Consider the following 26,658-nt stretch of genomic DNA (forward strand, 5'->3'; position numbering starts at 1 on the left):
TCCCCGCCGCCGGTCGTTCCAGGCAAACGTTAGTCGGCCAGCAGCTTCTCGGCGAGCAGCTCGGCGATCTGCACGGTGTTCAGCGCGGCACCCTTACGCAGGTTGTCATTCGAGATGAACAGGATCAGGCCGTGGCCGGCCGGGGCCGACTGGTCGGCGCGAATCCGGCCCACATACGAGGGATCCTGACCGGCCGCCTGCAGCGGGGTCGGGATCTCGCTGAGCTCCACACCGGGGGCACCGGCGAGAATCTCGGTGGCGCGTTCCGGGGTGATCTCCCCGGCAAACTCGGCGTGCACCGAGAGCGAGTGACCGCTGAACACGGGCACCCGCACGCAGGTTCCGGCCACCAGCAGCTCGGGCAGTTCGAGGATCTTGCGGCTCTCGTTGCGGAGCTTCTTCTCCTCGTCGGTCTCCCCCTCGCCGTCCTCGACGATGGCACCGGCCAGCGGAACCACGTTGAAGGCGATCGGACGCTTGTAGACGGCGGGCTCGGGCAGGGTCACGGCGGAACCGTCGTGCACCAGACGCTCGAAGTTCTCATCGGCCACGGCGGCCCGGGCCTGACCGGCCAGCTCGGCCACACCGGCGAGTCCGGATCCGGACACCGCCTGGAAGGTGGTGATCGCCAGGCGGGTCAGCCCGGCCTCGGCGTCCAGCGCCTTGAGTACCGGCATCGCGGCCATCGTGGTGCAGTTGGGGTTGGCGATGATGCCCTTGGGCAGGTGGTTCAGCGCGTGCGGGTTGACCTCGGAAACCACCAGCGGGATCTCCGGGTCGCCACGGAAGGCCGAGGAGTTGTCGATCACGGTCACGCCGGCGGCGGCAAAGCGCGGGGCGTGGGCGCGCGAACCGGTGGCACCGGCCGAGAACAGGGCGATCTGCAGGCCGGTGGGATCCGCGGTCTCGATGTCCTCAATCACGACGTCGGTGTCGCCGAAGCGCACGGTCTTGCCGGCCGAACGCGCGGTGGCGAACAGGCGCAGCTCGGCGATCGGGAAGTTGCGGTCCTGCAGCAGCTGGCGCATCACGGTGCCAACCTGTCCGGTGGCGCCTACGATACCGAGGCGTACTCCAGTGGTCATTGCGGTGTCTCCTTTGGCTTTTGCTCAGTCTAGCGAGCGGTAACGCTGCGAAAATATGGGCTGGGCGGATTCTCACCCGGCGGTGGTGCGGGGATGGCTCGGCGGCGATGCGCGGAGGCCCTGTATCCGATGGTGACGGATATGACGGTGCGCCGGTCGATAGCATCGACCGGCGCACCACACGAGAGGTGGTGGCGGTTAGCGACCGGTTCCGGCGTAGACGGTGGCCTCGATGTCGTTGTCCAGGCCGAAGACCGAGTGCACCACGCGGGCGGCCTCGTTCACCGAGTCGGCGCGGGTCACCACGGAGATGCGGATCTCACTGGTGGAGATCATCTCGATGTTGATTCCCGCATCGGACAGCGACTGGAACAGCTTGGCCGAAACACCGGTGTTGGCCTTCATTCCCGCACCCACCAGGGCGAGCTTGCCGATCTGGTCATCGTGCTGGACCGAGACGAAACCGATGGCCTCCTGCTCGTTGCGCAGCGCGGTGAGCACCAGCTGGGCCTCCGACTTGGGCAGGGTGAAGGAGATGTCGGTTAGACCGGTCGACGCCGCCGACACGTTCTGCACGATCATGTCCACGTTGGCCTCGGTCTTGGCGATCAGGCTGAAAATCTGAGCGGCCTTACCGGGGACATCGGGGACACCCACAACGGTGATCTTGGCCTCGCTCAGGTCGGTGGCGACACCGGTGACGATGGGCTGTTCCATCTCGTCACCCTCCTTCGGGTTGTATACGAGGGTTCCCTCGTTGTTGCTAAATGATGAACGAACATGCAGGGTGACGCCGTGACGACGCGCAAACTCCACCGCGCGGATGTAGAGCACCTTGGCGCCGTTGGCGGCCAGCTCCAGCATCTCTTCGGCGGTAATCTTGTCGATCTTACGCGCCAGCGGAACCACCCGGGGATCCGAGGTGAACACGCCGTCCACGTCGGTGTAAATCTCGCAGACATCGGCGTCCAGCGCCGCGGCCAGGGCCACCGCGGTGGTGTCCGAGCCGCCACGGCCGAGGGTTGTAATGTCGGCGGTGTCGAGGGAGAGACCCTGGAATCCGGCCACGATCACGATCGCGCCCTCATCCAGTGCCGCTCGCAGACGAACCGGATCCACCTCGACGATGCGCGCGGACCCGTGATGGGTGTCGGTGCGCATACCTGCCTGCGGTCCGGAGAAGGAACGGGCGTCGTGCCCCATCGACTTGATGGCCATCGCCAGCAGCGCCACCGAGATCCGCTCGCCGCTGGAGAGCAGCATATCCAGCTCGCGCTGGTCGGGAATCGGCGAGACCTCGTGGGCGAGGTCCATCAGCTCATCGGTCGAGTCCCCCATGGCCGAAACGGCCACAACCACGTCGTTCCCGGCCTTGCGGGTCGCGATAATTCGCTTGGCAACGCGCTTAATGCTCTCGGCGTCGGCAACCGACGATCCGCCGTATTTCTGAACGATTAGGCTCACGTGATACTCCTGGGGAATGGTGCGGGCATACGGCCCGCCGGATGTTTAGTCTAAATCGCCTTGAATAACGAACTCGGCATATTACGAGACGCACCACGGGGTGGTGGTGAGCGCCTCGAAAATGCGGCGAGCCCTAGCCAATGACGGTGCGACCCTCAAACGCGCGGCCGAGGGTTATCTCGTCGGCGTATTCGAGGTCGCCGCCCACCGGCAGGCCCGAGGCGAGGCGGGTGACCTTAACCTCCAGGGTGGTGAGCAAGCGGCTGAGGTAGGTGGCGGTGGCCTCCCCCTCAAGGTTCGGGTCGGTGGCGAGGATGACCTCCACCACGGTGCCATCGGCGAGGCGCTGCATGAGCTGCCGAATCCGGAGGTCATCCGGGCCGATACCGTCGATGGGGCTGATCGCGCCGCCGAGCACGTGGTAAAGCCCCCGGAATTCGCGGGTGCGTTCGATCGCCACCACGTCCTTGGCTTCCTCCACCACACAGATCAGGGTTTGGTTACGACGCGGATCGCGGCAGATCGAGCAGGTTTCCTGCTCGGCAACGTTGCCGCAGATCTCGCAGAAGTGCACGCGGGTACGAATCTGACCGAGGATCTCGGACAGCCGTGCCACATCGACACTCTCGGTCTGCAGAATGTGGAACGCGATGCGCTGCGCGGACTTGGGACCGATTCCGGGCAGGCGACCGAACTCGTCGATCAGTTCCTGAACAATTCCCTCGTACATGTGGTTCCTTTATCTCCGCACGGGCTGGCCGTGCCGTTTTCCGGTGGGGTGCCGGATGTTATCCGCGGTCGAAGCGGGTGGCCGGAATATAGGCCTGCTCCTCGAGGAAAACCGCGCCGAGAATTTCGCGGACAACGGCCTCACCGTAGCGGTTTCCCGAGGACGGAGCAAACCGCGTGGTGGCGGTGGGTGCCTCCCGAGGCGGCGCGGTGGCCGCTGTGGGGGTGGGGATTGGCGGATGCGGGTCCGAGCCCACATCGATCGGCCGGTCGCTCGTGTCGGCGGGTGCCGGGGATGCGGACGCGGATGCGCCGGCAGATGCGGGTGCGCCGGGGGTCGCCGATTCGCCCGGGGTCGTGGATGAGGGTGCGGAGGTGGTGGTGGCTACCGTGGGGCCACCTAGGGCGGGCTCCGCGGGGGCGTTGTCGCTATACAGGGCGGCGAAGCGTCCCGGTGCCGCCGGGGCGCGGTTGGTGGCACCCGGGGGGATGGCAGCCCCCGGAGGGATCGCGGCGGCGGGAGGGATCACGGCTGCCGGGGCCCAGGCTGCGGGCTGGTTGTTTCCGGGCTGGCCACCACCGGGCTGGGTGCCGCGGGGTTCGCGGGGTCCGCCAAATCCGCCACCGGGATCGGGGAACGGCGGTTCGTCATCGGCCGGCGGGGCGTCGTTGTCATCGGGGAACGGGATGCCCTCGGCGTCCATCGCGCCCGCCGCCGGTGCGGTCGCGGGCTGCGCGGTCGCGGGCGGTGCCGTCGTGGCGGCGCCGCCGGCGGGAGTGGTTGTTGAGGCGGCGGAAGCCGGGCGTGCGGTCGTCGCGGGAGCGGTCGTTCCCTCGGCCGGGGCGGATCCGGGAATCGCGGCCACGGCCCAGCCGGTTGCCGCCGGACCCAGCGTGAGCCCGTCCGGCAGAACCATCTCGGGTACCGCCGGGCTCGCCGCGGCACTCTCGGCGGCCGCGGTGCTCTGAGTGGGCGGAGCGTCGGCGATGCTCGGCGCGGCCGGTGCCGACACTGCGGCCTCTGCGGCCGGGGCTGGGTTGGATTTGGCGGGGGCCGCCGCGTAGCCGGCCGAGCGGGCGGGTCCGTCGGCCGGAGCATCCGAGGCACCATCCGCGGTGGACGCGGGAGCCGAGGCCGTCGACCCGGCCGCGGCGGCCACCGAGGCCGCCGGCGGAATGACGGCGGGCGGGATCACCGTGGGGGCCGGGGACGCATCGATCCGGGCGATAAACTTCACGGTCACCCCGAGCACCGCAAGGATCGAGGCGCGCACGTGTGCGCTGACCCCCTCACCGTTGGGTGCCGGCTGACGGAAGCCCTCGGCGTCGAGCTGGCTGGGGAAGCTGAGGGTCAGCACGTCGTTCTCAAACGCCCGCACGGTGGCGGTGCTGGCGACCATCCAGGACGCCCGCTTGCCCGCGGCCAGGTGGTCCAGAACCTCGGGCCACGCGTCGCGGACCTGGGCGAAGTCGAGGGGACGGTTGGGGTCCCGCGGGGCGGGGGCGGCGTGTGTGGCCGGTGCCTGGGGGACGGTCTCGGGGGCCGCGCTCTCCGGTGCCGCGTCGGCGCGGGGCGACGGGGCGCTGGTGGGGGCCGACGGCGCCCCCTGTCCGATGTTCGCGGTGGACCACGCGGAGGTGGCCGCCGCGGCCGGAGTTGCGGGGGCCGGGGTTGCGGGGACCTGGGTTGCGGGAGCCGAGCCCGCGGATGACGGGCTCGCGGGTGCCGACTGCGGGGCGGGCACGGTTGCCGCCCGCGGCGCGGGAGCGCTCGGGGCCGAAGCGTTCGCCGCGGCGGGTGCGTCGGAGGCCTGCGCCGCCGGGCGCTTGCCCGCGGCACGGGCCAGGTCGGCACCGCTGAGTCCGGCGGTTGCCGGGTCGCCCACGCCGGGCACATCGGCAATGGATGCGCCCGAGAGCAGCGCCCCGCCGGTCACGATCTGACGCTCGAGGCGCTCCACCCGGGCCAGGGCACCGCGCTCGCTGTCATCGGATCCGGGCACCAGCACGCGCGCCACCAGCAGCTCCAGGTGCAGGCGCGGCGCCGACGCCCCCACCATCTCACCCAGCGCATCGTTGACAATATCGGCCGTGCGGCTCAGGGCGGCGGGACCAAACGCGGCCGCCTGAATGGCCATCCGGTCCAGGTCCTCCTGCGGAACCCCGCGCAGCACCGAGGCGGCGGCATCGCCGGTGGCCCCGACCACGATCAGGTCACGAAGGCGCTCAAGCAGGTCGTCGACGAAGCGGCGGGGGTCCTGACCGGTCTGGATTACCCGATCCACGGCGGCAAAGGCGGCGGCCGAATCGCGCTGCGACAGCGCGTCCACGGCCTCGTCCAGCAGCGCGCCGTGGGTGAATCCCAGCAGCGCAACGGCTCGCTCATAGGAGACCGTGTCGTTTTCGGATCCGGCGATCAGCTGGTCCAGCAGCGACAGGGTGTCTCGCGCCGAGCCACCTCCCGCCCGCACAACCAGCGGCAGCACGCCGGGCTCGGTGGCGATCTTTTCCGAGGCGCACAGAGACTCGACATACTCCAGCATCTGTGCCGGCGGAATGAGCCGGAAGGGATAGTGATGGGTGCGCGAACGAATCGTGCCGATGACCTTATCCGGCTCGGTGGTCGCGAAGATGAACTTCACGTGCTCCGGCGGCTCCTCCACGATCTTGAGTAGCGCGTTGAAGCCGTTGGCCGTGACCATGTGGGCCTCGTCCAGGATGAAGATCTTGAAGCGGTCGCGGGCGGGGGCAAACACCGCACGCTCACGCAGGTCGCGGGCGTCCTCGACGCCACCGTGGCTCGCCGCGTCGATCTCGACCACGTCGAGCGAGCCGCCGCCGTCACGGCTGAGCTCGACACAGCTCGGGCACACACCACACGGGGTATCGGTGGGACCCTCGGCACAGTTGAGGCAGCGCGCAAGGATGCGGGCCGAGGTGGTTTTTCCGCAGCCACGCGGCCCCGAGAACAGGTAGGCGTGGTTGACGCGGTTGGTGCGCAGCGCCGTCATCAGCGGATCGGTCACCTGAGACTGACCGATCAGTTCGGCAAAAGATTCTGGCCGATAACGGCGATAAAGAGCGGTAACCACCTGCCCAGTCTAATCGGGGACCACCGACCATCCCAGCCCCGGAACGGGATTTCCCGATCTAGACGGTACGCCCGGAGCCAAATCCCAGGTCCGGAAGCGGAATTCCCAGGTCCGCCAGGGCGGCACCGGCGGCGGCAAATCCCCCGCGACCATGGACGCCGGGGCCCGGCGGGACCGAGGCCGAGCCGAGATACAGGCCGGGCACCGGGGTTCGCCAGGGTTCGCGGGCCAGGACCGGGCGAGCCAGGAGCTGAGGCAGATCGGTGGCCCCGGTTCCGATGTCGCCACCAATCATGCTGGGGTTGCGAGCCTCTACCTGGGCGGCCGAGGTGTGCACGCTGGCCAGAATCGTGTCACGGAACCCGGGGGCGAACTTTTCGATCCGGGCGGTGATGATGTCGGTGGGGTCCAGATCGCTCCCCGCGGGGACGTGCACATAGGCCCACAGCACGGCCTTCCCCTCGGGGGCACGGCCGGGATCCACACTCGAGGGCTGGGTAATCAGCACATATGGCTGATCCGACATGTTTCCGCGCGTCACGGCGTTTTCGGCGCGCGCGATGCTCCGCGCGCTCTCCCCGAGATGCACGGTGGGAGCGTCCCTGAGCGCGGAATCCAGCCAGGGGACGGGCTCGGAGAGGGCAAAGTCGACCTTCGCGGATCCATTCCCATAACGGAATGAGCGCAGGTTCCGGCAGTACTTCTCGGGCAGCACGTCCCCGGCGATGTGGGCGAGGTCCCGTGCGGAGGTATCAAAGATGATCGCGTCGGAACCGCGCAGCTCATCCGCATGCGTGATTCGGGTACCGGTGAGCACGCGGCCCCCGTGAGCTTCCAGATCCGCCAGCAGGGCGGCGGTCACCGCGCCCGCTCCGCCGATCGGGACCGGCCAGCCGCGGGGACCGTGGGCGTGGGCGGCGAGGATCAGACCCACGGCGCTGAGCGCCAGGGAACGGATGTTTCCGATACCGTGCGCCGCGACCCCGGCAAACATCGCGCGGGCAACCTCCGAGCGCAGCCCCACGCTCGCCTCCCCGAGCGGGGACGCGGCGAGAACCGACAGTCCCAGCCGCGCGGCCAGGATCGGATGGGCGGGGGCGTTCCCCAGCGGCGTCGAAATCAGGTTGGCCACGGGTTCTAGCCGCGACACCAGGGGCTCGAAGATCCGTCGCCAGCGCGAGCCGTCGCCGCTAAGACCCTCCGCGGTGCGGTCCAGATCACGATAGGCGATGCCCACGGTCCCCGGCTCAAGCGCATGCGCGTAGGAAATCTCGGGCACCACATAGGGCACTCGCTCGGTCAGCCCAAAGGCCTGGAAGAACGGGGAGGTCATCGCCATCGGATGCACCGCCGAGCCCCAGTCATGCAGGAATCCCGGAAGGGTGAGCTCCTCGGTGCGGCACCCCCCACCCGGGGTGTCCGCGGCCTCAAAAACCGTGACGTCGAGTCCCGCCCGAGCCAGGGTCACCGCCGCCGCGAGACCGTTGGGGCCACTTCCGATAATTGCCGCCGATGTCATGGGGTCAGTCTAGGCCGCGGGCTCGTGTTCGGGTGGAGGCCCGACCGCGAGTGGTCTCCTCGCCATGCAAACCTCAAAAACCCCGTGATCGCACGGTTTTCAACCCCGCGTAACATCGCGAAACCTCCCGGATCAAAACGTGACACAGGGTGGCAAATAGCGTCGAAAAAGTTACCCCAAGTCGGGGGACGCCACCCGTGTGTGACACCCGGTTTTCCTAATCACCACGCGATAATTACGCGGTTTTTCACCCGGTTTTTCACCCCGTCCCCCGCCCGGGGGACCCCCTGGACGGCTAATTTCCGGATTGCTAGCCTGTCCGCACGTGCGCGGGTACGCGTGCGTCACCGTTCATCCGAATAAGGGGATTCTTCGATGAGAACAAATGCACCACCGAGCTGGAGGAAGCGCCGAACGCGCAACCGGCTCCTGACAGCCACCGCGGGGGTTGCCCTAGGGGCGCTCATCGCGGTCCCGCTGGGAAACGCCGCGGTTGCGCTTCCCAATGATGCCTCCGAGGCTCAGGGCCAGTTCCTGCGCAGCGGACTCTTCAACTCCGCGATTCCGCTCGCGGACCTCGGCACGGCCGTCGCGGGTAACCCGTCGGCACCGGCCGCCAACACCCAAGCCCTGAACGTGGGGGCCCTCGGTGCCATCAACGTCGGCCTGGGTTCGCTTCAGCTTCCGCTGATCGGTCCGCCCGGCACCGGCCTGATCGATCTGGGCCAGCTGGGAACCCTGCGCGGTTTTGCCTCGGCACCCACCGCCACCAATGCGATCGCATCCTCCGGCCTGATCCAGGCCGACGGAAGCCTGGCGGTCAGCGGCGGCAACGGATCCGGCCTGACTCCGGCCTACATCGACCTGCACCGACTGTTCAGTCAGCTCCAGGTCACCGGTCTCACCGACACGGTGCTGGATCAGGCACGACTGGAAATTGGTGCCCTTGCCTCGCGGATTGAGGCTACCGGCCCGGCCACCACGTCGAGCCAGTACGCGCTGAGCCAGCTGGGTCTGCAGCTGCGTAGCCCGCTGGTTGGTAACCTCACCACCTCCATCGGAACCACCGTGCAAACCACCACGAACACGCTGAACTCATTGGTCGGCCCCGGTGGTGCGCTCACAAACATCCTGGGTGCCGTGGCGAGCGTGATCAACGCGCTCAACCTGGGCCAGATCGGCCCCGTGAACATTGGGCTGCTTCGCGTGACAGGCACACCGACCGTGGCGATCAATGGTCTCGACACCGTGGGAGCCACGGTGGTTCAGAAGCTCATCGCAACGCCGATTACCAGCGGCGCCGTGACGCTGAATGTCGGGACCGGCGCGATCAGCGTTGACCTCGCCAAGATCCTGCGCGACCTCGACGGCCGCGACATCAACAATCTGCCCCCGAACACCGAGCTGCTCTCGGCACCGGTCATTAATGCCATCGTGACCGGGGTAACCAACACCATCTCCGGAATCACCCAGCGGGTAACCGAACTCACCCTGGAAACCATCAACGCGCTGTCTGTGACGATGTCGCTTCAGATTCAGGGTGCGTGTGTTCCGCTTGTGGGATGTGCGCTGAACGGCGGGATCACGATCAACGGTTCACTCGCTCAGCTGAGCGGTCTGGACCCGACCCCGCTGACCATCGACACGTCCTCGCTGACCCTGGTCGGTCTGCCCGTTGGGCAGATCATTGCACCGCTGACCAACGGTATCCTGGCGGGTCTGGCAACCATCGTGAGCGGGACCCTGGGTCTGGCTCTTCGTGCCACGATCACCGCTATCGGTCCCGCGCTGACCCCGCTGGTTCAGGCGTTGGTGACTCCGGTCACCGCCGCGCTGGACCCGATTCTGCGTGGTGTCCTCAACCAGGTCGTGGCCATTCGTCTGAACGAACAGCCCACCGTAGCCCCTATTAACGGCACCGGTGACCTGGGTACCAACTCGCGTACGGTGCGTGCACTGGGGGTTTCGCTCCTTCCCATCCTGGGGAACGTGGCCTCGATCGGGTTCGCCTCCTCGAGCGTCCGCGTAGCCGCGGATGATCCCGGTGGAGCCGACGCCACCGCCAACGCCACGGCGACCGCAAACGCGAACGCCGCTGCGGATCCCACCGCTACCGCGAACACCAACGCAGCCGCCTCCGCGGATGCCAACGTGAACGCATCGGCATCGGCCGCCGCTTCGGCTGCGGCCGACGGCAACAACGCCGCCGGCGCCCAGGCAGCGGCCCAGGCCGCGGCAAACGGCGATAACACCGCGGCCGGGTCGGCAGCAGCCAACCCGAACGCCAACGCCGCTTCGCAGTCGGCCGCTACCGCCCAGGCGTCCACCACCGCCTCGGCGACCTCGACGACGACCGCGAACTCCGCGTCTAACGCGTCCGCCGTGGGTGCTGCCGATTCCAACGGCACCAGCGACAGCGCCGCCAACGGAACCGCCGCCGCCAACGGTAACGCCGGGGCAGCCGCCTCGGTAGCCGCCAACGCCACCTCGTCCTCGGATGCGTCCACCAACGCCGCCGCCAACGGAACGGCTACCGCCGACCCGGGTGCAGCGGCCACGGCAAACGCCGCCACGGATCCCGGTGCCGCAGCCAACGCAAACGTCAACGCTTCGGCCTCGGCCGCCGCGTCGGCAAATGCCAACGGTGACAACAACGCCGGTGCCCAGGCTGCAGCCCAGGCAGCGGCCGACGGTGACAACAACACCGCAGCCAACGCCGCGGCCACCGCCAACGCAAACGCGGCGGCACAGTCGGCGGCGAACGCTCAGGCGTCCACCGCAGCCTCGGCCAACTCGCAGACGGCCGCGAACTCCGCGGCTAACGCCTCGGCGGTCGGTGCGGCCGATTCGAACGCCAACAGCACCAGCGCCGCCAACGGAACGGCGGCGGCTAACGGGAACGCCGGATCCTCGGCTTCGGTAGCCGCCAACGCCACCTCGTCCTCGGATGCGTCCACCAACGCCGCCGCGAACGGAACGGCCACCGCAACGGGTGCCGATGCAAACGTCGATGCGGGTGCCGCCGTCAACGCCGGCGCCAACGTGAATGCGAATGCTGCCGCTTCGGCCTCGGCTTCGGCCAACGCGGATGGCGACAACAACGCCGGCGCTCAGGCTGCGGCTCAGGCAGCGGCCAACGGCGATAACACCGCCGTCGGAACCGCCGCGGCCACGGCCAATGCCAACGCAGCGGCTCAGGCTGCCGCAACCGCCCAGGCATCCACCGATGCCTCGGCAACCTCGGCACCGGATGCAAACTCCGCCGCCACCGCCTCGGCTCAGGCCGCGGCAAACGGCGACAACACTGCAAACACCAACGGTGCAGCAAGTGCCGCGGCCAACGCTAACCCGAATGCCGCAGCCAACGCCGCGGCAATCGCTAACGCGTCGACCAACGCATCCAGCACCGCCGCCGCCGACGGAACCGCCACCGCGGATCCGGGTGCAGCCGCAACCGCAACCGCCAACCCGGCGGCCGCGACCAACGCCGATGCCAACGTGAACACCAACGCCGCGGCTTCCGCCTCGGCCTCGGCGAACGCCGACGGCAACAACAACGCCGGTGCCCAGGCAGCAGCCCAGGCAGCGGCTCAGGCCGATGCCACCAGCACCGCCTCGGCGGCCTCCGATGCATCGGCCAACTCGGCCGCAAGCACCGCGGCCACCGCCGAAGCATCCACCAACGCTTCGACGAACTCCGATACGGCCGCTATTGCGTCCGCGCAGGCGGCGTCGAACGCGGATAACACATCGAACACCAACGGCACCGCCTCGGCGGCAGCCAACGCCAACCCGAACGCCGCGGCCCAGGCAGCGGCCACGGCTACCTCCTCGGCGACTGCATCCAGCACCGCCGCGGCCAACGGAACCGCCACCGCGGACCCGGGTGCGGCAGCCACAGCCAACACCGCAGCAGCCGCCACCGCGGATGCCAACGTGAACGCCAACGCAGCCGCTTCGGCATCGGCCTCGGCCACCGCCGACGGCGACAACAACGCCGGCGCCCAGGCAGCAGCTCAGGCAGCTGCCGACGGTGACAACAACACCGCGGCCAACGCCGCGGCCACCACCAACGCCAACGCGGCAGCACAGTCGGCGGCAAACACCCAGGCAGCCACCACCGCCTCGGCCGATGCCACCGCCACCGCTAACGCCTCGGCAAACGTGTCCGCGGGAGCGGCCGCAAATGCGGACAACACCTCGAACACCAACGGTGCGGCCTCCGCCGCGGCCAACGCCAACCCGAGTGCCGCAGCCAACGCCGCGGCAATCGCAACTGCATCGGCCAACGCATCGAGCACCGCCGCGGCAGACGGATCGGTCAACGCCGACCCGTCGGGCACCAGCACGTCCTCGGGTAACCCCACGGACAACGCGAATGCTGCCGCTTCGGCCTCGGCTTCGGCCAACGCCGACGGCAACAACAACGCCGGCGCCCAGGCAGCAGCCCAGGCAGCGGCCAACGGCGATAACACCGCCGTCGGAACCGCCGCGGCCACGGCCAACGCCAACGCCGCAGCCCAGGCAGCCGCAACTGCCCAGGCATCCACCGATGCCTCGGCAACCTCGGCACCGGACGCCAACACCGCCGCCACCGCCTCGGCTCAGGCCGCGGCAAACGGCGACAACACCTCGAACACCAACGGTGCAGCAAGTGCCGCGGCCAACGCCAACCCGAACGCCGCAGCAAACGCCGCGGCAATCGCAACCGCGTCGACCAACGCATCCAGCACCGCCGCCGCCAACGGAACCGCCACCGCGGATCCCGGCGCGGCAGCCACGGCAACGGCTAACGCCGCCGCCGACCCGGGTGCAGCAGCCACCGCTAACACCGCAGCAGCCGCCACCGCGGATGCCAACGTGAACGCCAACGCAGCCGCTTCGGCATCGGCCTCGGCCACCGCCGACGGCGACAACAACGCCGGCGCCCAGGCAGCAGCTCAGGCCGCAGCCGACGGTGACAACAACACCGCGGCCAACGCCGCGGCCACCACCAACACCAGCGCAGCAGCACAGTCGGCGGCAAACACCCAGGCAGCCACCACCGCCTCGGCCGATGCCACCGCCACCGCTAACGCCTCGGCAAACGTGTCCGCGGGAGCGGCCGCAAACGCGGACAACACCTCGAACACCAACGGTGCAGCAAGTGCAGCAGCAAACGCCAACCCGAACGCCGCGGCTTCCTCCGCGGCAATCGCGACGGCAAGCGCTGACGCCTCCGGTTCGGCGGCAGCCGACCCGGCAGCATCCACCAACGCGGATGCTGCGGCTAACCCGCCGGCCGCCAACGCGAACACCAACGCAGCCGCTTCGGCATCGGCGTCGGCGAACGCCGATGGCGATAACAACGCCGGTGCCCAGGCAGCAGCCCAGGCGGCTGCCAACGGCAACAGCACCTCGGCAGCTTCGGCCGCGGCCACCACCAACGCCAACGCGGCGGCTCAGTCGGCAGCAAACGCCCAGGCATCCGCGGATGCCTCGGCTAACTCGGCACCGGACGCCAACTCGGCGGCGACCGCATCGGCTCAGGCCGCTGCCAACGCCAACAACACGGCAAACACCAACGGTGCAGCCAGCGCGGCAGCAACCGCCGACCCGAACGCTGCGGCATCCGCCGCGGCAATCGCGACGGCCAGCGCTGACGCCTCCGGTTCGGCAGCAGCCGACCCGGCGGCAGACTCCCGCGCCGGTGCGGACACCGCGGCCAACCCGAACGCGGCAACGGCGAACGCCAACGCTGCCGCCTCGGCAGCGGCATCGGCATCCGCCAACGGCAGCAACAACGCCGCGGCTCAGGCAGCGGCCCAGGCCGCCGCCCAGGGGGACAACACGGCGAAGGGATCGGCCGCGGCAACCGCCAACGCCAATGCCGCATCGCAGTCGGCCGCAACCGCTACCGCATCCTCGGATGCGTCGGCAACCTCGGCCACCGCAGCGAACTCGTCGGCTAACGTGTCCGCAGCTGCCGCCGCCAACGGCGACAACACCGCGAACACCGATGCTGCCACATCCGCAGCGGCGCAGGGCAACGCGTCGGCAGCGGCAAACGCCGCCGCCACTGCAACCGCCTCTGCCGCCGCTTCCAGCGACGCCGCGGCTAACGGCAACGCGGCGGCGAGCGCCCCCACCTCGGCGGCCACGCCGAACACGAACGCGAACGCAAATGTGAACGCGAACGTCAACGCCAGCACCGCGGCCAGCGGAACCAGCGCGAACGGCACCACCGCCGCGAACGCCGGGACCTCCACCGCATCGGGTAAGCCGACCACCGTTTCCAGCGGTTGGCTCCCGGGCACCGGTAACGACGTACCGTGGTTCCTGATCGGTGGCGCGACCATCGTGCTCCTGCTCGGCGCCGCGATGCTGACCCACCAGGTGCGCACCCGTGACCGTCGGGAACAGGAGGTTTCCGACTAGTCTCCCCCGCCGGTGCCGGGACACCCTGAGTGTCCCGGCACCGGCTCTCCCCCTCGTGCCGGCCGGGGTCCCCGGTCGGCACGAGGTTTTCTCGAAAGGCTTCCAGCCATGGGTAAAAAAACTCGATCTCCCCGTTCCCTTGGTATCCGCATCGTCACCGTTGTGGCCCTTCTCTTCACCGGCTGGCACATCCTCGCCTCGTTCCTCTGGATTGCCCCGCCCACCCCCCTGCGCGATGTTGTCCCCGGCAACGCGCTCACCAGCTACATGATCCCCATGTTCGGCCAGTCCTGGAGCGTCTTTGCTCCCGAGCCGATCAATGGCGACTATAAGTTTGAAGTTCGCGCCTGGGCTTCCAAGGATGGCGGCGAACCCGAGCTCCACGACTGGGTGGATGCCACCGCCGTGGAACTCTCGATGATCCGCAACAACCTGTTCCCCCCGCGCGCCGGTATCCAGACCAGCGAGCTTGCCAGCACCGTCAAGGGGCGCTACGACGCGCTGACCGACGAGCAGCGCAAGATCGTGGCCCTGGGCTACTTCAAGGGCGACGACTCCGAGGCTCGGATGAGCGAGGCACTCGGTGGGGGCGGCCAGAACGTCGCCGTCAACAACTATCTCTTCGCCGACCGGATGGCGCGGGCCTATGCGACCCAGGTCGCCACCGCGCTATGGGGCACCCCGGACCGGGTGCAGTTCCGGGTGAGCCGCACCAACGTCATCCCGTTTGCCGAACGCAATAATCCCGACGCCAAGCGTCCCGCCGCACAGATCGCCGATATCGGCTGGCGGGCCGACCTGACCAAGGAGGGCCAGTCCGATCAGGCCTTCGGCGACATTTTCCGCGCTCAGTATGAGGGGATCAACAAATGAGCGACAAGGTTCGCCTGAGCCCGCAGCAGTGGCTGCGCACCATCGGCACCATGCTTGCGGGTCTGATCCGTGACGGCTGGAAGCTGCTGATTTCCCTCCCGGTTCGCGGATGGAACTTCGCCGAATCCTGGCTGCTGGATTCCAAGAAGGCCCGCTACGGCATCTCGGTGTCCCGGATCGTCTTCGGAGTCACGGGCCTCGGCCTGCTGCTGACAAACTTCCGCACCCGCCTGTACTCATTCGGTTCGGGTTCGGTGTGGAACGATGAGGTTGCCAACATCAAGAGCGACTTCCCGAAGATCTGGATCTTCAGCTCGTTCCACAATGCGATCACCAACGATGCCGCCTACACGGCACTGTACGTCCTGCTGATGCTGCTCGCGGTCCTGGTGATCCTGGGCTGGCGCACCAAGATCGTGCTGCCGATCTACTTTGTGCTGTGGGTCAGCTTCATCGAGGCCAACGACATGATCGGCGACCAGGGTGACAACATGTACCGCATCGCCCTGTTCTTCTTCCTGTTTGCCGATGTCTCGGGACGCTGGTCCCTGGATGCTCGCCGCCGCAGAAAGAACGGTACCCAGCGGATCCTGCCGCGCGAGATCAGCAACCTGTTCCACAACCTGGTCCTGGTGATCCTGACCGCGCAGGTGTCGTTTGTGTACGTGTCCGGCGCGCTCTATAAGGCCGGCGGCACCCCCTGGTCCGGCGGGTACGCCATCTACAATCCGCTCTCCACCGAGCGGTTTGGAACCTGGCCGTTCCTGACCGAGCTGATCACCACCTGGGCCCCGCTGGTGGCGTTCCTCACCGTGGGATCGATGATCATGCAGATGTGCTTCCCGCTGATGCTGCTCACCCGCCCGACCCGGATCATCGCGCTGATCGCGATCATGAGCTTCCACATCGGCATCGGTGTCACCATGGGTCTGCCCTGGTTCTCGCTGACCATGATCGCGATTGACTTCATCTTCATCCGCGACCGCACCTGGAAGGGTCTGCTGGATCGAATCCACGGCGGCTATCGCGAGGCTCGCAGCGAGGTGGAGGGCCCGGATGCCCCGCGCGACGCGGAGTCCGAGGGCTCGTCGGACAAGCCGGTGAAGACCGGCAAGTCCACGCAGAAGAAGGCCCCCACGGGCGATCGGGCCCCGGAAAAGACGGACGCACCGGCCGAGGAGGAGCGCGAGCTCGTCCCCACCCCCACGCTCGCCTCCCGTCCGCGCACCCGCGCCTCGGGCAGCACCCGGATCCGGAAAACCGGCACCGCCCCGGCCTCCTAGCGGGCCAAAACGCCGAGGCCGCGGAGGGTTTCCCCTCCGCGGCCTCGGCGTTTTAAGCGGACTAGCCCTCGATTGCGGCCAGGGTCTGGCGGGCGATCTCCAGCTCCTCGTTGGTCGGCACCACGAGCACGGTCACCTCGGAGTCATCGGTGGAGATGATCTTCGGACCACCGCGGCCCGCGTTCCGGGCCGGATCGATCTTGATGCCCAGGCGCTCCAGCCCGGCCAGCGCACGCTCGCGCACCTGCGGGCTGTTCTCGCCCACCCCGGCGGTAAACACGATGGTGTCCACGCGCCCGAGGTCGACATAGTACTTCCCCACGTAGCCGCGCAGGCGGTGGTTGTACACGTCCAGGGCGGTGACGGCGATCTCGTCGCCGTCGTTGGCACGCGCCTGGAGGTCGCGCATATCGGCGGCACCGGCAAGGCCCAGCAGTCCGCTCTTGCGGTTGAGCAGGGTGTCGATCTCCGCGGCCGACAGCCCGGCCACCCGCTGCAGGTGCACCAGCACCGCGGGGTCCACGTCACCGCTGCGGGTGCCCATGACCAGGCCCTCCAGCGGGGTGAAGCCCATCGAGGTGTCCACGGATTCGCCGCCGCGCACGGCGGTGGCCGAGGCACCGTTTCCCAGGTGCAGGATGATCTGGTTGAGCTCGGTCACATCCTTACCGAGGAACTCGGCCGCGGCCCGCGACACAAACTGGTGCGAGGTGCCGTGGAACCCGTAGCGACGCACGCGGTGGCGGTCGGCCAGCTCGCGGTCGATCGCATACCGGTAGGCCTTCTCGGGCAGGGTCGAGTGGAAGGCGGTGTCGAAGATCGCCACGTGCGGGACGCTGGGGAAGGCCCGCTCGGCCGCGACGATTCCGTCGAGGTTCGCCGGGTTGTGCAGCGGGGCCAGCTCGGCCAGATCCTGAATGTTGATCTTCACCAGATCGGTGATCCGGGTCGCCTCGAAAAAGCGCTTGCCGCCGTGCACCACGCGGTGGCCGACGGCGAGCACCGGATGCTCCTCCATCGACGGTCCGTGCTCGGCGAACCGAGCCAGCATCACCGCAAAGGCGTCGACGTGGTTCTTGATCGGCTCCTCGGAGACGATCGGGTTGTCGGGGTCGGCCTCGACGTTACGGTGGTTAACCACCCCGACGTCCTCGCCGATCCGCTCGATCAAACCGGAGGCGAGAACCTGCTCGCCGGTCATCTCAATCAGCTGATACTTCAGCGAAGACGACCCGGAGTTCACTACCAAAACCGCGGACATGGTGTTCCTTACTGCTCGTTCGTGGCCGCGGCACCCGCCTGAATGGCGGTGATTGCTACGGTGTTCACAATGTCCTGGACCAGGGCCCCACGGGACAGATCATTAATCGGCTTATTCAGTCCCTGCAGGACCGGTCCGATGGCGACCGCACCCGCAGAACGCTGCACGGCCTTATAGGTGTTGTTACCGGTGTTGAGGTCCGGGAACACAAACACGGTGGCCCGACCGGCAACCTTGGACTCCGGCAGCTTGGCCGCGGCGACCGCGGCATCGGCGGCGGCATCGTACTGAATCGGCCCCTCCACCTCGAGGTCGGGGCGACGCTCGCGCACCAGCTCGGTGGCCGCACGCACCTTCTCCACATCCGCACCCGAACCCGAGGTTCCGGTGGAATAGGAGAGCATCGCGATCTTCGGCTCGACCCCGAACTGGGTCGCGGTTTCGGCCGAGGAGATCGCGATGTCCGCGAGCTGCGGCGAATCGGGGTCGGGGATCACGGCGCAGTCACCGTAGACCAGCACGCGGTCGGCGAGGGCCATCAGGAACACGCTGGAAACCACGTTCACCCCCGGACGGGTCTTGATGATCTCAAAGCCAGGACGGATCGTGTGTGCGGTGGTGTGCGCGGCACCCGAGACCATGCCATCGGCCAGGCCCAGGTGGACCATCAGCGTGCCGAAGTAGGACACGTCGTTGACCACCTCGCGGGCCTTTTCCACGGTCATGCCGCGGTGGGCGCGCAGGCGCGCATACTCCTCGGCAAAACGGATGGTGAGGACCGGATCAAACGGGGAGAGCACCTCGGCACGCGAGATGTCCAGGCCCAGCTCGATCGCGCGCGAGCGCACCTCAAACGGCTCACCCAGAATGGTGATTCGGGCGACCTCGCGGGCCAGCAGAATGTGGGCGGCACGCAGGATCCGGTCGTCCCCACCCTCGGGCAGCACGATGTGGCGGCGCGCCTGGCGGGCACGCTCGATCAGGCCGTACTCAAACATCAGCGGGGTGACCACGCCGGTGGTGGAAACCTGCAGCAGGTCGAGGAGACGATCCACCTCGACGTTCTGCTCAAACAGGGCCAGCGCCGAGTCGTACTTCCGCGGAGATTCGGCGGCCAGGCGACCACGGGTGCGGGTAATCCGCACGGCCGTCTGGTAGCTGCCGTACTCGGTCGCGATGATCGGGGTTACCGACTTCAAACCGTTCAGCAGGCGCTGCACGGGTTCTGGAAGCTCGAATCCACCGTTCAGGATGATGCCCGAGATCGACGGGAAGTTATCCGAAGCGTGGGCGAGCAACACGGCCAGGAGCACATCGCTGCGGTCGCCGGGGACCATCACGACGGCACCCTCGGTCAGACGCGGCAGCACGTTTTCCATCGACATCGCGGCAAGCACCACGCCGAGCGCCTCGCGACGCAGCAGCGCACTGTCGCCGGAGATCATGGTGCCGTCCACGGCGTTCAGGATGGACTGCATGCTGGGCGCGACGAGGAACGGATCCTCGGGGATGGCCCACACCGGGACGCGCGGGCCCACGCTCTCGGGCAGCGCACTCTCGATCGCCTCGACGATCTCGGCCGAGCGCGCGGCCTCGGCGCGGTTGGCCACCACGGCCAGCAGGTGGGCGTGCTCGCTGTGCAGCTCCTGGATGGCCTGCTCCATGACCTGACGCATGTCATCGGGCTCACGGGCAGCCGACAGACCCAGTTCTTCTCCGGTTCCCGGGCCCTCGCGGCCACCGAGGACCAGCAGGACCGGGACACCGAGGTTCGCGGCGATGCGCGCGTTGAAACCAAACTCGGCGGGGCCGGCGACGTCGGTATAGTCCGAGCCGAGCACCACGACGGCGTCGCACAGGGCCTCGACGGCCTTATAGCGGGCGACGATGTTGGCGAGCGCCTCGTCGGGGTCGCGGTGAACGTCCTCATAGGTCACGCCCACGCAGTCGTCGTAGTCGAGCGACACGCTTTCGTGGTTGACGAGCAGCTCGAGCACATAGTCTCGATCGCTGTCCTCATCGATGCGGACGATTGGACGGAAAATACCGACACGGGGCACGCGCCTGCTCAGCGCGTCAAGAACCCCCAGTGCAACCGTAGATTTTCCGGTGTGGCCTTCGGCCGCGGTGATATAGATACTCTGCGCCATTACGCTCCGTACGGGTGGGTGTTCCTCTTACCTTCCGGGCTGCGGATAGCTCCCCGGAAAGCAAACGACCCCTCGCGCACCCGCCAGAGCCTGGTTACCCTTGCTACATTTCTGTCCTGGGGGAGTTGGCCTGGATGACGCCACGCGAGGAGTCATCTGTTAGCTTACCCGATTTTATCCCGGATCACATTTGGGCAACAGGCCCGGGGGTGTTGAACGATGCTCAACTGTCGGATCCGGCGCGCCCGACGCGCTCAGTTAGGAACTGCGCCCACCTTCTGGGTAAGATGTTCACGTTGCCTCGCGCAATGCAGTTGGAGAATTCGCCTAGTGGCCTATGGCGCACGCTTGGAAAGCGTGTTGGGTGTTACAGCCCTCGGGGGTTCGAATCCCCCATTCTCCGCCATCGAAAATCCCCTGGTTATCCAGGGGATTTTCGCGTTTGTGGGGTCGAGTGCCTCGGCAGGCCCACCCGGCACCGCCACCACCGCCGTCGCAAATTCTCGGTGAACCCCGGCCCGGAAACGACCCCCGCCGGCGGCGAAACGACGCCCCGTCATCCCGCTTTTACGCTTGCTGAACATCAACCGTGAAAACAAATCGAACGCGATCCGATCGTGTCGCCGCGGCCCCTCACCCGACGCAGGTTTCCGTGTTTCTCTAGGCTGACGCTCCCTCGGCGCGAAGCCTCTCGCATAGGCTGTTGCCCATACCCGGACGAGAGGAACCCGATGACCCCGCACCTTTCCCCCGACGTCGCCGAGCGTATCGAGAGCGTCACCCACGCCGGCCGGCGCGCGGATGCGCTGAGCCTGATCGAGATTCTGCGCGAGGTCACCGGGCTGGAGCCGACCCTCTGGAAGGGCATCATCGGATTCGGTGAGTACCACTACCGCTACGCCAGCGGCCACTCGGGGACCGCCCCCGCCGCCGGGTTCGCGCCCCGGGCCACCGCCAGCGTGATCTATCTGCCCGACGGAATCGACACCTACGCCGCCGAGCTCGCGGGCCTCGGCCCGCATAAGACCGGCGTGGGGTGTCTGTATATTTCACACCTGGATCGGATCGAGTTGCCGATCCTCGAGGACATCCTCGCCCGGTCCTTTGCCGCCGTCACCGCCGGTACCTTCACCCAGCGCGCCCGGGAGGGCTCGGCCTCCTAGGTTTCTCGCGGGTCTCGTCCCGGCCCGTAGACCCGAAGACTGGATAGCGCCTCCTTCACTCGCGGATCCCCTCCCCGTCCGCTAGCCTGGAAGGCTCGGCCATCGAGCACACGCCCGCCAGCACGCAAGGAGCCCGCATGTCCGATCCCACCCGTTCTCCCCTGCCCGAGATCTCCCGCGATGTGAATCGTGCCAACTGGGATGCCCGCGCCCCGCTGCACCTCGGATCCCCCGACTATGCGGTCGACGCGCTCATCAACGACCCGGCCCGCATCTCCGATGTGGTCGCCTTCGATCGCGAGCGCCTGGGGGACATCACCGGGCTGCGCACCGTGCACCTGCAGTGCCACATCGGTACCGATACTCTCTCGCTTGCCCGGCTCGGCGCGGCACCGGTGACCGGACTGGATCTGTCTCCGGCCTCGATCGCCGGGGCTCGCGAGATCGCCGAGCGCGCCGGCGTCGACGTCTCCTTTGTTGAATCCGATGTCTACCTGGCCCCCGAGGTCCTCGAACCCGGAAGCTTTGACCTCGTCTATACGGGGATCGGGGCGCTGTGCTGGCTGCCCGATGTGCGTGCCTGGGCCCGCACGGTCGCGACCCTGCTGGCACCGGGTGGGCGACTGTTCATTCGTGAGGGTCACCCGATGCTGTGGTCCATCGACGAGACCCGCACCGAGGGCCTGGTGCTGGGCTTCCCCTATTTTGAGCAGCCCGAACCCAACGTATGGAATGAGGACTCAACCTATGTGAACACCGAGGCGAAGGTCAGCGCGCCCCTCTCCCACGATTGGAACCATGGGTTGGGCGAGATTATCGGCGCGCTCCTGGCCGAGGGGCTCACCCTCACCGCCTTCGAGGAACACCGCAGTGTCCCGTGGAATGCGATCCCGGGCCGGATGCACACGGTCGACGGCGGCGAATGGGTACTCGATGAGCATCCCGAGCGGCTTCCGCTGAGCTACACCCTACAGGCGGTCAAACCCCGCTGATCCGAGGTTCCCAGGGGGCGCATGAAACGGCTAGGGTGAGGGCAGAGAACGGAGAACTATGCCCGAGCACGCCACGCTCCCCCTGGTGGGCCACCCGGATCGCCGGGCATTTTGGCGCGCCTACCTGGTGTATGCCGTGGTGATGCTGCCGTTTTTCATTTTGCTCTACGGGCTCACCGGCGACTCGGGTGAGCTGACGGCCGTCCTGCTGGTGCACCTCGGCCTCCTCCTGGTCGGCGCTCTGGCCGGCATCCGCTATGCCCGCACCACCATCTGGCTGGATGCCGACGGCCTGCACGAGCGCGGCTTCCTCGGCCGGGTCAGCTTCCTTCCCACCGAGCGGATCGGCAGCCACGTGGTCCTGGACCTTCACCGCTCCCTCTCCTCCCGTCCCACCCCGCAGCTGTTTGTCCTCGACACCGAGGATCGCATTTTCTGCCGGATGCGTGGCGAATACTGGTCCCGCGGCAAGATCGACAGGTTCTCCGCCGCGCTCCCCGGGGAGTGTACGAGACCCACGCATCCCTTCACCCTGGATGAGCTCCAGCGCAACCATGCGGACCTGCTGTACTGGTACGAGAGAAGTCCGTTCCGCCTCGCCTAGCCGTCCCCCACCCACAAAGCCGCAAACCCGGCCCGGGCCGCCTCGCTTAGCGACCCCTCTCCTAGCGGCCCCTCACCTAGCGGTAATACACGGCCAGAGGATAGGCGCCGTCGTGACGGACCCGGACCTCGGTATCAAAGAGCGCGCCCAGTACCTCATCGCGCATGGTTTCATCCGGGGTGCCGGCCATCACCAGCTCGCCATCGCGCAGGGCCACGATGCGGTCGGCATAGGCCGAGGCAAAGTTGATGTCGTGGATCACGATCACGAAGGTTTTACCCAGCTCATCGGCGGCCCGACGCAGCTGACGCATCATCCCCACAGCGTGGTGGATATCAAGATTGTTGAGCGGCTCATCCAGGAGGATGTAGCGGGTATCCTGGGCCAGGACCATCGCCACATACGCACGCTGCCGCTGCCCACCCGAGAGTTCATCCAGGAAGCGGTCACGGAGATCGGTGAGGCTCAAAAACTCCAGCGCGTTTTCCACGTGGGCCTGATCCGCGGCGGTCAGGCGTCCGCGCGAGTGCGGGAACCGGCCAAACGCCACCAGCTGGGCCACCGTCAGCCGGGTGATGAAGTGGTTTTCCTGCCGCAGGATCGAGAGCACCTTCGCCAGCTCGCGGCTCGGGGTGGTCGCCACATTCGCCTCCCCCACCACGACGGTCCCGGAATCGGGCTCCAACAGCCTGCCCATGATCGTCAGCAGCGTGGACTTCCCCGCACCGTTGGGCCCCACCAGCGCGGTGATCCCGCCCGCCGGCAGCTCGAGCGAGATCGGGCCCAGCACCCGCTTGCCCGCATAGCTCTTGGACACGTTACTCAGCGTGATCATAAACGCCCCTTTCGTAGCAGATAGATCAGGAAAAACAGCCCGCCGACAAACTCGATAATCACCGAGAGCACCCCGGCGGCAGAAAAAATATGGCGGAGGATAAAGTAGCCGCCGAGCAGCGTCACGAGGCCCAGCAGGAAGGCAAACGGCAACACCCGCGAGTGTGCCGAGGATCCGGTGAGCTGATAGGCGAGGGTCGCCACGATGAAGCCAAAGAAGGTCAGCGGACCCACCATCGTGGTCGAGATCGAGATCAGGATCGCGACGATCACCAGCAGTCCGGTCACCTCGCCGCGGAAGTTCAGTCCGAGGTTGGTGGCGGTCTCCCGGCCGAGGGCCAGCACGTCCAGCCGATGCCGCCGGGTCCACACCAACACGATCACCGCCCCGATCACCAGCGTCGCCCAGGGGATATATTCGGGGTTGGAGTTGGACATGTTGCCAAACAGTCGGGCCGAAAGCACGTCAAACTCGCTCGGGGTCAGCATCCGCTGCATAAACGTGGAGACCGAGGCGAATCCCATGCCCAGGATCACCCCGACCAGCAGCATCGTGTGCAGGTTTCCCAGCCGTCCCGAGAACAGCCAGCGATAGAGCAGGGTCGCGAAGGCCACCATCAGCGCACTCTGGATCGCAACCTTGAGCAGCCCGTCGGTGGCAGCCAGGCTCTGTGCTCCCCAGAAGAACACCAGCGCCGTCTGCATCACCACGTATAGCGCCTCGAACCCCATGATCGAGGGGGTCAGGATGCGATTACTGGTGGCCGTGTGGAACAGCACCGTGGCCACCGACTGGGCGGCGGCCACCACGATCATCGTGGCCACGGTGATGCCCCGACGCGAAACCACGAGCCAGAACCCCCGGCTGCCGGGCTCGGGCGCGATCCCCCAGGTGAGCACACCCAGCGCACACACCAGCGCGATCGATCCGAGGATCACCAGGCGTACCCACACGCGCGGGGCTCGTCGAGTGCCCCGCGAAACCGTTTTGGTCTCAGCCACGACGCCTCATTCCCAGCACCAGCGCAATAAAGACCGCGGAACCCACGACTCCGAGGATCATCGAGGCGGGGATCTCAAACGGCATTCGGATCAGCCGCCCCAGAATGTCGCACACCATCAGAATTGCGATTCCCCCGAGGCAGACCCAGGGAATGTTCGAGCGCAGGTTATCACCGCGGATCATCGACACCACATTCGGCACGATCAGTCCCAGAAATGGCAGGAACCCGACCACCACGGTGGTCACCCCGGTGGCCACCGCAACCAGGCTGGTGCCCAGGATCAGCGTGCGCACATAGTTGAGCCCCACGCTGGTTGCGATGTCGCGTCCCAGGCCCGCCACCGTCAACCGGTCGGCCACGAGATAGGCGAGGATCACGATGATTCCCACGATCCACAGCACCTCATAGCGCCCCCGCACGACCCCGGTGAAGCTGCCCATAAACCAGGTTCCCAGCATCTGCAGCAGATTCGTGCTCACCGCCAGGTAGGTGGTAAAGGCCGCCACCACTGCCCCGAGCATGATGCCCACCAGCGGCACGATCAGCGAGGAGGTGAGCGCGATGCGCTGCAGGATCGCCAGGAAGATCAGGGCACCCACGAACGCGGCCACGCTGGCCACCACCATCTTGGTCCCCAGTGATGCGCGAGGGACCCACAGCGTGACCAGCAGCAGTCCCAGCGCCGCCCACTCGGAGGTTCCGGTGGTGCCCGGTTCCACAAACCGGTTGCGGGTAATCATCTGCATGATCAGGCCCGACACGGCCATGGCCGCACCGGCGAGCACCAGCGCGGCCGTGCGAGGAACCCGGGAAATCCAGAACATTTCAGGCCCGAACTCATCCCCCGAAATGTCATAGACCCCGACGTTGAGCGATACCACGACGAGCGCGGCAACCAGGACGGTTGCCGCGCTCAGGGCGACCCCGCCCCGGACGCCGATTCGGGTTCGGCGTCGAGGCGGGGCGGCTTCCGGAGCGAGCCGGGTCACTTCGCCGCGGCGAAGGCGCTGCCGAGGTCGCTAAAGAGCCGGGTATAGGACTGGATTCCCTCGTCCAGATAGAAGGACGGATCGGCGTACACCACCTGCGACTTCTGCACCGCGGTCACGTTCTTCAGCGCCTCGGCGTTTTCCAGCACGTCCTTGGCCGGCACGTACCCCTCCTCGCCGAAGCCACCATCGCGATCCAGCACCACGATCCAGTCGGGGTTGGCGGCGGCAATCGCCTCGGGGCTGAGGTCATCGCCGTGCGAGGTGTTCTCGGCTGCCTGATCGATCGCGGGGGTCAGACCCAGCGTCGGATACAGCAGCCCCAGGCTGCGTCCGGTAACCGGGGCGACGTATCCGATCTTCCCACCCGAGACGATCAGGGCCAGCACCGTGCCGGTGCCGTCGTAGGCCGATTTCGCCTCGGCGATCGACGTGTCGAGCGCCCCGGTGAGCGCGGCCGCGTCGGTCTTGCGGTCAAAGATGGTGCCCAGAATGTCGGTCTGCCGCTTGAGCTCGGAGATCACGTCCTGGTCCTTGCGCGGATTGATCTCGATGGTGTTCGGAGCCAGCTTCTTGATCTCGTCGTAGTAGCTCCCAAACCGATAGCCGCCGATGACCAGATCGGGATCGGCCTCAACAATCTTCTCCAGATCGGGCTCGCGGTGGTCACCGATATCGAGAACCTTCTTGTTGTCCACCCACTTCGGCCAGGCCGTACCCATCACGCCCTTGGGGGCCGCCACGAGGTCGATGTTCCAGTCGCTCAGCGTCTGGAACACGGTGTTGTCCAGGGCCACCACCCGGCCGGGTTTGACCGGCACCTCGATCGACCCAAAATTGTCGTCGATCGTGACGGTGGAGGCCGCCGGCGCCGAGGATCCGGCACCGGCCTCCCCGGCACCGGCCGCGCAGCCGGTCAGAATCAGTGCGGACAGGGCGGCCGTGGCGAGCGCCGCCGTCAATCGGGTGCTGTGCATCGTGAAGTTCTCTCCCAGGGGTTCCGGGAGGTGCGCGCACGCCAAATCCTGCCTCACCGCGCGCCCACCTCGTCTTCGGTGTGGATGAGTGTTCATCCAGAATTTAGTTTAGGCTTCCCTAAATTATTTAAGTCAGACGGGTGTGCGGATTAGCAAAATACCGCAGAATTATGCCGAATTTTGACGCGGCAGAAAGGCGGCCAACCCGGACAGTGCCGGGTG

17 protein-coding genes, 1 tRNA gene and 1 other RNA gene are annotated in these 26,658 nt (G+C 67.3%); 7 read left to right on the top strand and 12 right to left on the bottom strand.

The window, feature by feature from the left end; genetic code table 11:
• Positions 1-29: 29 nt before the first annotated feature.
• The 5 genes from C7C57_RS13475 to C7C57_RS13495 all read right to left on the bottom strand — a co-directional run bounded on the left by C7C57_RS13475 (position 30) and on the right by C7C57_RS13495 (position 7,889).
• Complete coding sequence (locus C7C57_RS13475; RefSeq protein WP_187976816.1) at positions 30-1,085, bottom strand: aspartate-semialdehyde dehydrogenase; 1,056 nt, start codon at positions 1,083-1,085, stop codon at positions 30-32.
• Positions 1,086-1,283: 198 nt separating this feature from the next.
• Positions 1,284-2,549 carry an aspartate kinase gene (locus C7C57_RS13480; protein WP_187976817.1) on the bottom strand — a complete coding sequence of 422 codons (1,266 nt, stop codon included), beginning with the start codon at positions 2,547-2,549 and terminating at the stop codon, positions 1,284-1,286.
• A gap of 133 nt (positions 2,550-2,682) precedes the next feature.
• Positions 2,683-3,279, bottom strand: a complete 597-nt coding sequence (gene recR, locus C7C57_RS13485; RefSeq protein ID WP_187976818.1) for a recombination mediator RecR — start codon at positions 3,277-3,279, stop codon at positions 2,683-2,685.
• 58 nt (positions 3,280-3,337) lie between these two features.
• Complete coding sequence (locus tag C7C57_RS13490; RefSeq protein ID WP_187976819.1) at positions 3,338-6,370, bottom strand: DNA polymerase III subunit gamma and tau; 3,033 nt, start codon at positions 6,368-6,370, stop codon at positions 3,338-3,340.
• A 58-nt stretch (positions 6,371-6,428) separates the two neighbouring features.
• Positions 6,429-7,889, bottom strand: coding sequence for an NAD(P)/FAD-dependent oxidoreductase (locus C7C57_RS13495; protein WP_187976820.1), 1,461 nt, complete (start codon positions 7,887-7,889; stop codon positions 6,429-6,431).
• Positions 7,890-8,264: 375 nt separating this feature from the next.
• Between C7C57_RS13495 and C7C57_RS13500 the strand changes: the two genes are divergently transcribed.
• From C7C57_RS13500 to C7C57_RS13510, 3 genes are all read left to right on the top strand, one after another.
• Positions 8,265-14,306, top strand: coding sequence for a hypothetical protein (locus C7C57_RS13500; RefSeq protein WP_187976821.1), 6,042 nt, complete (start codon positions 8,265-8,267; stop codon positions 14,304-14,306).
• A 108-nt stretch (positions 14,307-14,414) separates the two neighbouring features.
• Positions 14,415-15,179 (top strand): DUF5819 family protein, encoded by a 765-nt coding sequence (locus tag C7C57_RS13505; RefSeq protein WP_030149328.1) that lies wholly within the window; start codon positions 14,415-14,417, stop codon positions 15,177-15,179.
• The gene (locus C7C57_RS13510) at positions 15,176-16,462 is read left to right on the top strand and encodes an HTTM domain-containing protein (protein ID WP_255505696.1); all 1,287 of its coding nucleotides are present in this window, start codon (positions 15,176-15,178) and stop codon (positions 16,460-16,462) included. The genes C7C57_RS13505 and C7C57_RS13510 overlap by 4 nt, the downstream gene beginning before the upstream one ends.
• A 61-nt stretch (positions 16,463-16,523) precedes the next feature.
• On the opposite strand, the gene C7C57_RS13515 is transcribed toward C7C57_RS13510, so the two are convergent.
• From C7C57_RS13515 to ffs, 3 genes are all read right to left on the bottom strand, one after another.
• Entirely contained in the window at positions 16,524-17,723 is a 1,200-nt protein-coding gene (locus tag C7C57_RS13515) for an acetate/propionate family kinase (protein ID WP_187976822.1), read from the bottom strand.
• An 8-nt stretch (positions 17,724-17,731) separates the two neighbouring features.
• Complete coding sequence (pta, locus tag C7C57_RS13520) at positions 17,732-19,873, bottom strand: phosphate acetyltransferase (protein WP_187976823.1); 2,142 nt, start codon at positions 19,871-19,873, stop codon at positions 17,732-17,734.
• A gap of 60 nt (positions 19,874-19,933) precedes the next feature.
• An RNA gene (ffs, locus tag C7C57_RS13525) (signal recognition particle sRNA small type) lies at positions 19,934-20,030 on the bottom strand.
• A gap of 159 nt (positions 20,031-20,189) precedes the next feature.
• Here ffs and C7C57_RS13530 point away from each other — a divergent pair.
• The 4 genes from C7C57_RS13530 to C7C57_RS13545 all read left to right on the top strand — a co-directional run bounded on the left by C7C57_RS13530 (position 20,190) and on the right by C7C57_RS13545 (position 22,632).
• Positions 20,190-20,279: transfer RNA gene (locus tag C7C57_RS13530), tRNA-Ser, on the top strand.
• Positions 20,280-20,604: 325 nt separating this feature from the next.
• Positions 20,605-21,036, top strand: coding sequence for a DUF1801 domain-containing protein (locus tag C7C57_RS13535; protein WP_187976824.1), 432 nt, complete (start codon positions 20,605-20,607; stop codon positions 21,034-21,036).
• A 137-nt stretch (positions 21,037-21,173) separates the two neighbouring features.
• Positions 21,174-22,028 carry a bifunctional 2-polyprenyl-6-hydroxyphenol methylase/3-demethylubiquinol 3-O-methyltransferase UbiG gene (locus C7C57_RS13540; RefSeq protein WP_187976825.1) on the top strand — a complete coding sequence of 285 codons (855 nt, stop codon included), beginning with the start codon at positions 21,174-21,176 and terminating at the stop codon, positions 22,026-22,028.
• 58 nt (positions 22,029-22,086) lie between these two features.
• A complete protein-coding gene (locus tag C7C57_RS13545; protein ID WP_187976826.1) occupies positions 22,087-22,632 on the top strand; it encodes a hypothetical protein in 546 nt (181 codons plus the stop codon).
• Positions 22,633-22,708: 76 nt separating this feature from the next.
• Here C7C57_RS13545 and C7C57_RS13550 read toward each other — a convergent pair whose 3' ends face one another.
• From C7C57_RS13550 to C7C57_RS13565, 4 genes are read right to left on the bottom strand one after another with little or no spacing between them, the layout of a single operon-like run.
• The gene (locus C7C57_RS13550; protein WP_030149319.1) at positions 22,709-23,467 is read right to left on the bottom strand and encodes an ABC transporter ATP-binding protein; all 759 of its coding nucleotides are present in this window, start codon (positions 23,465-23,467) and stop codon (positions 22,709-22,711) included.
• Positions 23,464-24,468: an iron chelate uptake ABC transporter family permease subunit gene (locus C7C57_RS13555; RefSeq protein WP_187976827.1), complete on the bottom strand. Its 1,005-nt coding sequence runs from the start codon at positions 24,466-24,468 to the stop codon at positions 23,464-23,466. The genes C7C57_RS13550 and C7C57_RS13555 overlap by 4 nt, the downstream gene beginning before the upstream one ends.
• The gene (locus C7C57_RS13560; RefSeq protein WP_187976828.1) at positions 24,461-25,459 is read right to left on the bottom strand and encodes an iron chelate uptake ABC transporter family permease subunit; all 999 of its coding nucleotides are present in this window, start codon (positions 25,457-25,459) and stop codon (positions 24,461-24,463) included. The genes C7C57_RS13555 and C7C57_RS13560 overlap by 8 nt, the downstream gene beginning before the upstream one ends.
• Positions 25,456-26,436 carry a siderophore ABC transporter substrate-binding protein gene (locus C7C57_RS13565; RefSeq protein WP_187976829.1) on the bottom strand — a complete coding sequence of 327 codons (981 nt, stop codon included), beginning with the start codon at positions 26,434-26,436 and terminating at the stop codon, positions 25,456-25,458. The genes C7C57_RS13560 and C7C57_RS13565 overlap by 4 nt, the downstream gene beginning before the upstream one ends.
• Positions 26,437-26,658 lie beyond the last annotated feature (222 nt).

Origin of the sequence: Mycetocola sp. JXN-3, assembly GCF_014522285.1 — a bacterium.
Classification (GTDB): Bacteria; Actinomycetota; Actinomycetes; order Actinomycetales; family Microbacteriaceae; genus Mycetocola; species Mycetocola saprophilus.

Bases quoted from the DNA above. Each gene is read 5' to 3' on its own strand.
- C7C57_RS13545 (WP_187976826.1), top strand. From the start codon at position 22,087: ATGCCCGAGCACGCCACGCTCCCCCTGGTGGGCCACCCGGATCGCCGG.
- C7C57_RS13495 (WP_187976820.1), bottom strand. From the start codon at position 7,889: ATGACATCGGCGGCAATTATCGGAAGTGGCCCCAACGGTCTCGCGGCG.
- C7C57_RS13565 (WP_187976829.1), bottom strand. From the start codon at position 26,436: ATGCACAGCACCCGATTGACGGCGGCGCTCGCCACGGCCGCCCTGTCC.
- C7C57_RS13505 (WP_030149328.1), top strand. From the start codon at position 14,415: ATGGGTAAAAAAACTCGATCTCCCCGTTCCCTTGGTATCCGCATCGTC.
- C7C57_RS13550 (WP_030149319.1), bottom strand. From the start codon at position 23,467: ATGATCACGCTGAGTAACGTGTCCAAGAGCTATGCGGGCAAGCGGGTG.
- C7C57_RS13510 (WP_255505696.1), top strand. From the start codon at position 15,176: ATGAGCGACAAGGTTCGCCTGAGCCCGCAGCAGTGGCTGCGCACCATC.
- pta (WP_187976823.1), bottom strand. From the start codon at position 19,873: ATGGCGCAGAGTATCTATATCACCGCGGCCGAAGGCCACACCGGAAAA.
- C7C57_RS13540 (WP_187976825.1), top strand. From the start codon at position 21,174: ATGTCCGATCCCACCCGTTCTCCCCTGCCCGAGATCTCCCGCGATGTG.
- C7C57_RS13500 (WP_187976821.1), top strand. From the start codon at position 8,265: ATGAGAACAAATGCACCACCGAGCTGGAGGAAGCGCCGAACGCGCAAC.
- C7C57_RS13475 (WP_187976816.1), bottom strand. From the start codon at position 1,085: ATGACCACTGGAGTACGCCTCGGTATCGTAGGCGCCACCGGACAGGTT.
- C7C57_RS13515 (WP_187976822.1), bottom strand. From the start codon at position 17,723: ATGTCCGCGGTTTTGGTAGTGAACTCCGGGTCGTCTTCGCTGAAGTAT.
- C7C57_RS13535 (WP_187976824.1), top strand. From the start codon at position 20,605: ATGACCCCGCACCTTTCCCCCGACGTCGCCGAGCGTATCGAGAGCGTC.
- recR (WP_187976818.1), bottom strand. From the start codon at position 3,279: ATGTACGAGGGAATTGTTCAGGAACTGATCGACGAGTTCGGTCGCCTG.